We start from the raw sequence: 9,875 nt of genomic DNA, 5'->3' as shown, positions 1-9,875 counted from the left end.
AAACCAGCTATTTGGTCTCCGGTGGTTGCAGTTCGAAAATCCGCCAGGACTCGCCCGCGGCCAGGCCGGCCAGTTCGCGGCCGCACTCCTGGAGGAACCGGGGGCCGGAGGTGATGTGGGCGGCGCCCGCGTGGGCGTCCCGGAACAGCCGCTGGATCAGCCCGTCGCGTAACGCGGAGGTGCCGCCCGAGGTGTAGACGAACCGGGCGACCTCGGCGACGGTCGAGGTGGCGTGGTTGAGGGCGAGCCGGACCATCGTCTCCTGGCGGACGCCGAGCCTGCGGCCCGCGTCCAGGGTGCGTTCGGTGTCGTCCCAGGTCTCGTGGATCAGGGCGCGGGCGGCGCGGTAGGCCGCCTCGGCGCGGGCGAAGCCGGAGTGGAAGGCGTCGCTGGCGGCGATCTGGCCGGGGCGTCCGGCCCGGGCCCCGACGTGCCGGATCAGCTCGTCCAGCAGCCGCCGGCCGATGCCGAGCGCCCAGGCGGAGTGGCCGATCAGCGCCAGGTCGAGGATGCCCAGCCGGTAGATCGCGCCGCCGCGCAGCGGCTCGTCCTCGTCGAAGGCGTGCGTCTGGGACTCCGGGACGAAGACGTCATCGATCGCGTAGTCGATGCTGCCGGTCGCGCACAGGCCGAGGACGTCCCAGTTGCCGAGCTTGGTGACATCGTCGATCGGGGTGATGAAGATGCGGGTCTCCTCGGTGCCCTCGATGGCGCCGAGGCTGTGGGCGTACTGGGCGTGCGGCATGCCCGAGGCGAAGCTCCACCGGCCGCTGAGCCGGAACCCGCCGTCCTTGCGCACGGCGGTGCCCGGCCGGGTGCCCTGGCCCGCGAAGATCGGCATCCGTCCGCCCTGGAATATCCGCTCCACGGCGTCGTCGCCGAGGTACGCGCCCGCCGCGCCGCTCTCCAGCGCGGAGGCCATGACCACCCAGCCGGTCGAGGGGTCGGCGTAGGACAGTTCCTCGAAGACGGCGATCAGCTCGCGGGGGGACAACTCGGCGCCGCCGAGCGGTACGGGCACCCATACGCCGAAAAGCCCGGCGTCTCGCAGCGCCGCCACGACGGGCTCGGTGAGCCTGCCCAGCGCCTCTCCCGCCTCCGCCTCGCTCTCGATCAACGGGCGCAACGCTCGCGCCCGGTCCAGCGCGGCGGTGCCTGCGAAGTGGAGACGCGGGGCTTGGCTCATGTCCGGATGCTCCTGTCCGTGATCATCGCTGTGAGATGGCTCCCCCCGGAAGGAATACCCCGCATTACCTGGGAGGCATACCCCGCATTACGCGGCCGAGATCATGGACAAAATGATTGAAATATTGACTCTTTTGCTCGACAGCAAGACGGTCGTGCAGACGGGCATCCGGCCCCGATTGGAGAGCACATGCGAAGCATCCGCAAATCCACCATGCTGGCCGCGTCGATCGCCGCCGGCCTGCTGACCATATTGCCGGCGGGAGTGGCGAACGCCGCCCCGGCGGGGGAGACCTATCCGGAGTGCGAACTGTTCTTCGACCAGCCGAGTGTCGTCGACGGCAAGGTCCGCTTCACCGGCGGCGCGAAGTGCGCGTCCGACACGTCGGCCAACGTGGGCTGGCTGCTGGTCTGGCTGACGCCGCACCATGACGCGCCGTACAAGGAGGCGGTCGGCGAGAAGCGGGGCAGGGCGAAGACCCTCACCGCCAACAGCACCGTGCCGTGCGTCAGCGGGAACTACCAGGGCTCTGTCTTCGCCACCGTGACCGGCGACAAGGGCGTCGAACACCTCAAGGTGGACACCACCGTCCCCATCACCTGCTGAGCGAGGTTTCTCGGCCGAGGGCCTGCCCCGCCGCCTCCGGGCGACCGGCGAGTGACGGGCCCTAAGCCATGATCGGACAGTCGTACGCGTGGGCCAGGCCATGCCGCCCGGCCCACGAGGCGAGCCCGGTGTGCCGGCGGCCGACGTCCATCCGGACGGCCCCGGACACACCGGCCGCCAGGTCGGCGATCAGGATCTTGGCGATGGCCTCGCCGGTGGCGATGACCGGGCCGATCCCCCGTCTGCTCCGGGTCCTGCCAGACGCCGCCGTACCGGCGATCCCGGAAGCGCCGTCCACGACGCGGAACCCGGAGCAGGAGGGCGGCGCGCTCACCATCTCGGTACGGGGGCGCGCCCAACGCCACCTGGTCCAGCGACACCATCGCGGGCAGGTCGGCGGGGCGCAGGGCGGGAGACGCCCGTGGCGGCGTTTCCCGTGGCGGGGACCCCGGTGTACGTGCCGACGGTGCCGATCTCACGAAACCCGAGCCGCGCGTAGAGGAAACGGCACCCTGAACGTACGCGCGGGGCTGATCAGTGACCGAGGATGGCGAGGGGCGTGCCGGCCGATCATGGCGAGCCCCTGTGTTACGCTGCCGACCGGCTTCGCACCGTTGGGCTCATCGCCCCGCCGACCGGCTACCCCGCGTCCCGATGACACGGGGAGGGTCGAAGTCGCTCACCACATCCTGGGAACGGCTGTCCTGTGCTGGTGGCGACGCGTGTCGGCCCTTCTTTCCGACTCTCCGGCCCCTCCCCGGCAGGCGTTTCCGCGGGGAGGTCTCCGGAATGCCGGAAATCAAGCCAGAAAACCGGGCGGAACGCGAATCCGCCGAGCGACCGGTCACGCGGCGGCCGTGGCCGGTGCTCGCGATCATGTGCATCGGCTTCTTCATGGCGCTGCTCGACGGATCCATCGTCAACGTCGCCGTCCCCACCCTGATCCACGGCATCGACGCCTCCTACGACCAGGTGCTCTGGATCATCGACGGCTATCTGCTCGTCTTCTCGGTGCCACTGATCACCACCGGGCGGCTGGGGGACATCTTCGGATATCGCCGCCTCTACGTGATCGGCGTCATCACCTTCACCGCAGGGTCGGCGCTGTGCGGGCTGGCCGGTTCGCCGTCCTGGCTGCTGGCCGCCAGGCTGCTCCAGGGGCTGGGCGGGGCGCTGCTGTTCCCGCAGGTCATCTCGTCCATCCTGACGATCTTCCCGGCGCGGTTGAGGGGGCGGGCGTTCGGGGTGTTCGGGGCGATCGTCGGATTCGCCCCGATCCTCGGCCCGGTCCTGGGCGGCTTCCTGCTCACCCACCTGAGCTGGCGCTGGATCTTCTTCATCAACGTCCCGATCGGGATCATCACCGTGGTGCTGGCGCTGACCCTCGCCCCGCCGATGCGCTCCGGCCGCGCCCACCGGCTCGACCTGCCCGGCGTCGCACTGGCCACGGCCGGGGTGGGCGGCATCGTGTTCGGCCTGATCGAGGGAGAACGCTACGGCTGGGGCACCATCGCCGGGCCGATCGGCATCCCTTCGGTCATCGTCGTGGGCGTGGCGCTGCTGGTGGTGTTCGTCCTGCTTCAGCGCCGTCGGCGGGACGAGCCGTTGATGCCGCTCGCCCTGTTCCGGGTGCGCAACTTCGCGGTCGGCAACGGGGTCGGGTTCGTCTTCCAGCTCGGCATGATCGGGATCATGTTCGTGCTGGTGCTGTACCTGCAGATGGCGCGCGGGTACTCGGCCCTCGCGACCGGCCTGCTGGTGCTGCCGAACGCCGTGCTCACCGCGGTCGGCTCGGCGTACGCCGGGCGGCTCTCCGACCGCTTCGGCGGCAAGTACATCCTGATGACCGGCCTCGCGCTGCTGGCGGCCGGCCTGCTGGTGCTGGCCGCCATGGCCGGGCCGGACGGTGACGCGTGGCGCCTGCTGCCCGGCCTGCTCATCATCGGCCTCGCCAGCGGCGCGACGTTCGCCCCGCTCCAGCAGGCCACCATGGACGGCCTCGATCCCCACCTGGCGGGGGCGGCATCGGGCGTCTCCAGCACGATCCGCCAGGTCGGCGGCGTCCTCGGCACCGCCGTACTGGGCGCACTGCTGTCGGCCCGCCTCACCTCCACCCTGCGCGACCAGGCCACGCAGCACGCCACCGCGCTCCCGGCAGATCTGCGCGCACGGTTCATCGCCGACGCCACCACCGCCGCGCGACACCTCCGCCCACCCACGCCCCCCGTCGGCCTGGACGCCACCACGACGGCCCTGTACGAACGCATCACCACCGACACCTTCGCCACCGCCTTCACCACCGCGATGCAGACCACCCTCCTGGCCTGCGCCGCGACCCTGGCGACCGCCGCCCTCTTCTGCCTGATGTTCAGCCCACCCGGCAAGCCACAGGACTGACCGCCCGCCGCTCCGGAGCGGCCTCAGCCGGTCAGCGCCGTGGCGGACGCGGTCGTGGGCGGCAGTGGTGGTGACGAAGCCGTCCGGAACGCTGGAGCCCTTGCCGAGCATGGCGGCGAGGTTCACCGCCCTGCTTCCGGCTCGGCCGACATCCGTGCCGGTCAGCTCCCCGAGCGTCAGCAGAAGGCCCGTGGCACCCACCTGACCACTGACCCTTCGGTGGTGACACCGTGCATCCTCAGGTCGTCAGGTCGGCGGCGGTCGTGGTCAGGTGCCGGGTCAGTACTTCGGCTGCTGTGTCGGCGTCGCGGGCCAGGGCCGTCTCCTCCAGGCGGCGGTGTTCGGCGACGCCGTCGCGGCCGGGGGTGCGGTGGGCGGACCAGCGGCGGGCCAGCTCACTGGCCGTCCAGAGCCGGTCGAAGGTGTCCAGCAGCACCGGGTTGCCGCAGCCCTCCAGCAGGGTCCGGTGGAAGACGCGGTGGGCCTCTGACCAGGCGCTGCTGTAGTACTCGCCCTCCCCGGGCGCGTACACCGGGGTGCGCGCCAGCCGGTGGTGGGCGGCGCGCACCCGGGCCTCCCAGTCGAGGTCGCCGCGTTCGATGGCCATGCGGAGCATGGCCGGTTCGATCGTGCTGCGCGCCTCGGCGATCTCCTGCCAGCGCCGGTCGGAGAAGTCGGGGACCGCGAAGCCGCGGTTGGGCAGCCGCACCGCGATGCCCTCGCCGACCAGCCGTACCAGGGCCTCGCGGACCACGGCCAGGCTGACCTCGTGCCGCTGGGCCAGCTCCTGGGGTTTGAGCGCCTCGCCCGGTGCGTAGTCGCCGCGCAAGATCGCTTCCTGGAGCCGGGCGTGCACGCGCTCGGAGAGCATCTGCTTCGCCGAGGTGCCGGTCGTCGTCGTCATGCCCACAGCATAGACGATTCGACAGATAATCGATTATCTATGCTATCGTCGATGAAGTACCGAAAGTTGATCCCAGTAGAGGAGCCCAACGCGATGAGCGCCAACGACCCCTTCGCCCGTCTCCCCGAGGTGCCCTCCTTCACCGTCACCAGCACCACGCTGGCCGACGGCGCCACCTGGCCCGCCGCGCAGATGTCGGCCGGGGTGCCCGGCGGCAAGGACGTCTCGCCGCACCTGTCCTGGAGCGGCGCCCCCGCGGGCACGAAGAGCTACGCCGTGACGGCGTACGACCCCGACGCCCCCACCGGCTCCGGCTTCTGGCACTGGGCGGTGGCCGACATCCCCGCCACTGTCACCGAGCTGCCCGAGGGCGCGGGCGACGAGACCGGCCTGGGCCTGCCGGAGGGCACCTTCCAACTGCCCAACGACGCCCGCGCGGCCCGGTACATCGGCGCGGCCCCACCGGCCGGGCACGGCCCGCACCGCTACTTCGTCGTGGTGCACGCCCTTGACGTCGAGTCCATCGGCGTCCCGGCCGAGGCCACCCCGGCCTATCTCGGGTTCGTCATCAGCGGCCACATCCTCGCCCGCGCCGTCCTGACCGCCACCGCGGAAACCCCCGCCTGACCCCGGCCTTGTCGTCCGTGCGGGGCCGTTGACGGCCGAAATCGCCTGGTGCATATTTCGGCAATGGCGCATTTATCGGCATTCAACGAAATCAGCCGCCGACGGCCCCGCAAAGGCGGCGCGCGATGAGCGACGTCCGGACGGTGATCCACGACCACGATGGCGGCCTGGACGACATTCTGTCCCTGTTGTTGCTCACCCGGTACGGCAATGTCGCGCTGCGCGGTGTGACCGTCACGCCCGCCGACTGCCTGCTCGCCCCCGCCCTGTCGGTCACCCGCAAGGTGCTCGCGATGACCGGGCTGCCGCACGTGCCCGTGGCCGCCGGGGAACTCCAGGGCCGCAACCCCTTCCCGCTGGAGTGGCGGATCGACGCGCTTCGCATGGACGCCCTGCCGGTGCTCAACCGCCCCGGGCCGCTCGGGGGCGAGCCGGTCGATCTGCCCGCGCACCGGCAGCTCGCCGCCTGGCTGCTGGCGGCGGAGGCGCCGGTCACGGTGCTGGCGACCGGGCCCATGACCAATCTTGCCTGGTGCCTGGACCGGCACCCGGAGGTGGAGCCCAAGATCGCTGAGGTGGTGTTCATGGGCGGTGCGCTCGACGTACCGGGCAACGTCGATCAGCCGGGACACGACGGCTCGGCCGAATGGAACATCTACTGGGACCCGGACGCCGCCCAGCGCGTCTTCGACAGCGGCGTGCCCGTCACCATGTTCCCCCTGGACATCACCGACCTGGTGCCGATCATCGGTGAGTTCGCCTGTGCGTTCGGCGAGCACTATGGCAACCCGGTCAGCGACCTCGCCGGGACCCTGCTCGCGATGACCTTCGGCACCCTGGAGACCACCGGCATGCCGTACTGCGGCTGGGACAGCCTCACCACCTCCTACCTGGCCGTGCCCGACATGTTCGAGTTCGAGACCGCGCGGTGCCGGGTCGTCACCACCGGCCCGAGTCAGGGCCGTACGGTCAGGGACCCCGCCGGCCGCCCCGTCAAGTGCGCCCGCACGGTCGATCCCGACCACTTCTACAAACACTGCCTGGCCACGTTGACCTAGCCGCTCAAGGGGTGATCTCGACGAACACCGCGCCGACGTGGTCGCCCCTGGTCAGCGCGGCCAGCGCGCCGGGCGCTCGCTCAAGGCCGCGCACCACCGTGTGCGGGAAGGAGATCGCCCCTTCGGCCAGCCAGCCCGCGAAGGCCGTGGTCCAGCGGCGGGTGAGGCCGGGGTCGGGGAGGGTCGCGAAGCCGGTCAGGGTGATCTGCTTGGCGATCACGGTCATCACGTCGAGCCGGGTGCCCGTCGGCGCGCCGCTGGAGAGCTGGTCGGCCAGCGCGCCGCACAGCGCGAAGCGGGCCCCGGTCGCGGCGGCGGACACCGCGGCCGTCAACTGCTCGCCGCCGACGTTGTCGAACACCACGTTCAGCCCATCGGGGGCGAGTTCGGCCAGCCGTTCGGCGACGGGCTCGCTGCGGTGGTCGATGGCGGCGTCGTATCCGAGTTCCTGGACCAGGCGCCGGACCTTGGCCGGGCCGCCCGCCGTGCCGATGACCCGGCCCGCCCCGCGCAGCCGGGCGATCTGCCCGGCCAGCGAGCCCACGCCGCCCGCGGCCCCCGTGACCAGCACGGTGTCGCCCGGCCTGACCCCCGCCACGTCCACCATGCCCCTCCAGCCGACCTGTCCTTGGGACAGGTGGTAGTAGGGGGCGGGCAGCGCGTCCTCCTCCAGCGCCTGGAACCCCCCGGCCGGGCCCGTCGCGTACTCCCGCCAGCCGAGCCGGTGGACCACGGTCTGGCCGGGGCGCAGTCCGGGGTCGGCCGAGGCCACGACCTCGCCGATCGCCGGTCCCCACAGCGGGGCGCCCAGGTCGTAGCCGGGCATCGGCAGGCCGGGGTCCCCGGCCATCAGCGAGCGCATCACCGCGACCACCGCCATCCAGCGGTTGCGCACCAGCGCCTCGCCGGGGCCCGGGGGCCGTACGGCGGCGGTCTCGACGACCAGCCGCCCGGGGTCACCGGGCCCGCCCGGTCGTTCGGCCAGCCGTACTTCGAGCCCGCTGGTGGGAGTGACGACAGAGGTCATGTATGGTCCACGCCTTTCCAGGTGTACGGCAGGACATATTTCCCGCGAGCAGAAAAGGGATTCGCTCCCGCAGAATTATGAAGTGATTCACCGTGCCCGGTCAAGAAATCGAGAAATGCGGAAACCGGCACCGGCCGAATGCTCGACATTTACCTTTCGGTGCGTAACTCACTTTGAGGTAAGCCCGTGCCGGGCGAAGGCGGCCTCGATGTCGGCGTGCTCGATCGCCGGGCCGGGCAGGGCGGTGGGGCCCTCGGCGGCCAGCGCGTTCAGGAACAGGGCGAGCTGGCGCCGGGCCGCGAGCGGCCAGTCCGGGCCGTGCGCCAGGGGCTGCGTGAGCAGCGAGGTGAAGACGATCACGTCGGTGGCGTTCGCCGCCCCCCGGACGCTGCCGTCGGACCGGCCGCGCGCCAGGAAGGCGTCCAGGTGCCGGTAGATCGTCCGGCGCGCGTTCACCGCCTCGTCGGTCACCAGCGGCGGCGCGCCGTGCAGCGGCAGGACCAGCTGGTCGGCCATCGCCAGGCAGCGGGTCAGGTACTCGCCGATCGCCTCGCGGCCGGAGCGCGGCCGGGCGGCGATCTCCTCCAGGACGCCGACCAGCAGGTCGTAGGCGCGGTGCTCCAGGGCCTGCATGAGCGCGTCCCGGTCGGCGTACTTGCGGTAGAAGGTGGCGATGCCGACGCCCGCCTCCTCGGCGATGGTCCGCAGTGGGACGTGGCGTCCCTCGCGGAGCATCACGGTGACCGCCGCGGCCAGCAGCCGCTCCCGGTTGGCCTCGGCGTCCCATCGGGGACGGCGGCGGCGCCCGCCGCCCGCTGCCGGTTCGCGCGGCACGGGTCCTCCCTCACGGCGAAGTTCTCCGCAAACGATATCCGGGACCCGGGAATGAAGTGCGCGGCCGGCCATGTTATCCGGAGCAAATAGTCCGGATAACTGGAGCGGTACCGACCGCCAGGAAAGGGGCCATCGCCATGGCACTCTCCCTCTTCACCCCCGCCGACTCGGCGATCCTGCTCATCGACCATCAGGAAGGCGTGCTGAGCTGGGTGGGCTCTAGCGACCTGAAGGAGGTCAAGGCCAACGCGTTCGCGCTGGCCAAGGCCGCCAAGGCGCTCGACGTTCCGCTGGTGCTGACCACCTCGATGGAGGACCACGCGCAGGGGCCGCTGCTTCCAGAGTTCGCCGAGATCGCGCCCGAGGAGTACGCCGGGCGCGTCCGCCGCTCGGGCGTCGTGAACGCCATGGACGACCCGGCGTTCGCCGCCGCCGTACAGGCCACCGGCCGCCGCAACCTGATCATCGCCGGGGTGACCAACGACGTCTGCACCGTCTACCCCACGCTGACCGCGCTCGACTCCGGCTACCGGGTGCAGGTCGTGGCCGACGCCGGAGGTTCGATGACCAAGGCCGCCGACGACATCGCGCTGCGCCGCATGGAACGGGCCGGCGCGGGCATCGCCTCCACCAACATGATCCTGACCGAACTGGCGGGCACCTGGACCTCACCCGCCGGCCAGGCGCTCATCCCCATCGTCGGAGCCCTCATCCCCGCCTGACGGCCCGCACCTTCCCGATTGGAGGACAGGACACCATGAGCATTCCCTACCTGGCCCAGCCCGAGCGGCAGCAGAGGCTCGAATGGCTGGAAGGCGGCGTCTTCTCGGTCCTGCTGGACGCGGCCGCGACCGACGGGCAACTGACCGTCGGCCGCTTCGACGTCCCCAAGGACGAGGCTCCGCCGTTCCACATGCACACCCGGGAGGACGAGGTCTTCCTGCTGATCAAGGGGACCGCCCTGCTCTGGGTCGGCGACGAGGAGATGGAGCTGTCCGAGGGCGGCATCGTCTACCTGCCCAGGAACATCCCGCACGGCTACCGCGTCACCTCCGACCGGGCCGACCTGCTGATGATCGCCACCCCGGGCGGCATCGAGGGCATGTTCCGGCAGGCCGGGCGGGACCTCTCCACGCCCAGGCCGGACGGGTTCGAGATCTCCAAGGAGGCGCTGGCCGCCGCCGCCGACGCGTACGGCCAGATCGTCGTCGGCCCGCCCCGCTGACGGTCCCGGCC

11 protein-coding genes are annotated in these 9,875 nt (G+C 71.4%); 6 read left to right on the top strand and 5 right to left on the bottom strand.

What is annotated here, in order from left to right:
- Nucleotides 1–7 precede the first annotated feature (7 nt).
- A complete protein-coding gene (locus DP939_RS37390; protein ID WP_113985570.1) occupies nt 8–1,186 on the bottom strand; it encodes an acyl-CoA dehydrogenase family protein in 1,179 nt (392 codons plus the stop codon).
- Between the two features lie 189 nt (nt 1,187–1,375).
- Here DP939_RS37390 and DP939_RS37385 point away from each other — a divergent pair, with 189 nt between their 5' ends.
- The gene (locus DP939_RS37385) at nt 1,376–1,792 is read left to right on the top strand and encodes a hypothetical protein (RefSeq protein WP_113985569.1); all 417 of its coding nucleotides are present in this window, start codon (nt 1,376–1,378) and stop codon (nt 1,790–1,792) included.
- A 61-nt stretch (nt 1,793–1,853) separates the two neighbouring features.
- Here the strand turns inward: DP939_RS37385 and DP939_RS37380 are convergent, their stop codons facing one another.
- Complete coding sequence (locus DP939_RS37380) at nt 1,854–2,129, bottom strand: GNAT family N-acetyltransferase (RefSeq protein ID WP_147268285.1); 276 nt, start codon at nt 2,127–2,129, stop codon at nt 1,854–1,856.
- 452 nt (nt 2,130–2,581) lie between these two features.
- Here DP939_RS37380 and DP939_RS37375 point away from each other — a divergent pair, with 452 nt between their 5' ends.
- Nucleotides 2,582–4,189: a DHA2 family efflux MFS transporter permease subunit gene (locus tag DP939_RS37375; RefSeq protein ID WP_158578919.1), complete on the top strand. Its 1,608-nt coding sequence runs from the start codon at nt 2,582–2,584 to the stop codon at nt 4,187–4,189.
- Nucleotides 4,190–4,427: 238 nt separating this feature from the next.
- On the opposite strand, the gene DP939_RS37370 is transcribed toward DP939_RS37375, so the two are convergent.
- Nucleotides 4,428–5,093 carry a GntR family transcriptional regulator gene (locus DP939_RS37370; protein WP_113985566.1) on the bottom strand — a complete coding sequence of 222 codons (666 nt, stop codon included), beginning with the start codon at nt 5,091–5,093 and terminating at the stop codon, nt 4,428–4,430.
- Nucleotides 5,094–5,144: 51 nt separating this feature from the next.
- Here DP939_RS37370 and DP939_RS37365 point away from each other — a divergent pair, with 51 nt between their 5' ends.
- Nucleotides 5,145–5,720, top strand: coding sequence for a YbhB/YbcL family Raf kinase inhibitor-like protein (locus DP939_RS37365; protein ID WP_225878730.1), 576 nt, complete (start codon nt 5,145–5,147; stop codon nt 5,718–5,720).
- A gap of 125 nt (nt 5,721–5,845) precedes the next feature.
- Nucleotides 5,846–6,778 carry a nucleoside hydrolase gene (locus DP939_RS37360; RefSeq protein WP_113985564.1) on the top strand — a complete coding sequence of 311 codons (933 nt, stop codon included), beginning with the start codon at nt 5,846–5,848 and terminating at the stop codon, nt 6,776–6,778.
- Nucleotides 6,779–6,782: 4 nt separating this feature from the next.
- Here the strand turns inward: DP939_RS37360 and DP939_RS37355 are convergent, their stop codons facing one another.
- A complete protein-coding gene (locus DP939_RS37355; RefSeq protein WP_113985563.1) occupies nt 6,783–7,805 on the bottom strand; it encodes an MDR family NADP-dependent oxidoreductase in 1,023 nt (340 codons plus the stop codon).
- A gap of 168 nt (nt 7,806–7,973) precedes the next feature.
- The gene (locus DP939_RS37350) at nt 7,974–8,639 is read right to left on the bottom strand and encodes a TetR/AcrR family transcriptional regulator (protein ID WP_158578918.1); all 666 of its coding nucleotides are present in this window, start codon (nt 8,637–8,639) and stop codon (nt 7,974–7,976) included.
- Nucleotides 8,640–8,776: 137 nt separating this feature from the next.
- On the opposite strand from DP939_RS37350, the gene DP939_RS37345 reads away from it, so the two are divergent.
- Nucleotides 8,777–9,361, top strand: coding sequence for an isochorismatase family protein (locus tag DP939_RS37345; RefSeq protein ID WP_113985561.1), 585 nt, complete (start codon nt 8,777–8,779; stop codon nt 9,359–9,361).
- Between the two features lie 35 nt (nt 9,362–9,396).
- On the top strand, nt 9,397–9,864 hold the full coding sequence (locus DP939_RS37340; protein ID WP_113985560.1) for a cupin domain-containing protein: 468 nt from the start codon (nt 9,397–9,399) through the stop codon (nt 9,862–9,864).
- The last annotated feature ends 11 nt before the right edge of the window (nt 9,865–9,875 follow it).

Source organism: Spongiactinospora rosea, from assembly GCF_003315795.1.
GTDB classification, from domain to species: domain Bacteria; phylum Actinomycetota; class Actinomycetes; order Streptosporangiales; family Streptosporangiaceae; genus Spongiactinospora; species Spongiactinospora rosea.
The sequence above is the reverse complement of the archived record's forward strand: the minus strand, read 5'-3'. Positions and strand labels throughout refer to the sequence as shown.

Bases quoted from the DNA above. Each gene is read 5' to 3' on its own strand.
- DP939_RS37390 (WP_113985570.1), bottom strand. From the start codon at position 1,186: ATGAGCCAAGCCCCGCGTCTCCACTTCGCAGGCACCGCCGCGCTGGAC.
- DP939_RS37385 (WP_113985569.1), top strand. From the start codon at position 1,376: ATGCGAAGCATCCGCAAATCCACCATGCTGGCCGCGTCGATCGCCGCC.
- DP939_RS37380 (WP_147268285.1), bottom strand. From the start codon at position 2,129: ATGGTGAGCGCGCCGCCCTCCTGCTCCGGGTTCCGCGTCGTGGACGGC.
- DP939_RS37375 (WP_158578919.1), top strand. From the start codon at position 2,582: ATGCCGGAAATCAAGCCAGAAAACCGGGCGGAACGCGAATCCGCCGAG.
- DP939_RS37370 (WP_113985566.1), bottom strand. From the start codon at position 5,093: ATGACGACGACGACCGGCACCTCGGCGAAGCAGATGCTCTCCGAGCGC.
- DP939_RS37365 (WP_225878730.1), top strand. From the start codon at position 5,145: ATGAAGTACCGAAAGTTGATCCCAGTAGAGGAGCCCAACGCGATGAGC.
- DP939_RS37360 (WP_113985564.1), top strand. From the start codon at position 5,846: ATGAGCGACGTCCGGACGGTGATCCACGACCACGATGGCGGCCTGGAC.
- DP939_RS37355 (WP_113985563.1), bottom strand. From the start codon at position 7,805: ATGACCTCTGTCGTCACTCCCACCAGCGGGCTCGAAGTACGGCTGGCC.
- DP939_RS37345 (WP_113985561.1), top strand. From the start codon at position 8,777: ATGGCACTCTCCCTCTTCACCCCCGCCGACTCGGCGATCCTGCTCATC.
- DP939_RS37340 (WP_113985560.1), top strand. From the start codon at position 9,397: ATGAGCATTCCCTACCTGGCCCAGCCCGAGCGGCAGCAGAGGCTCGAA.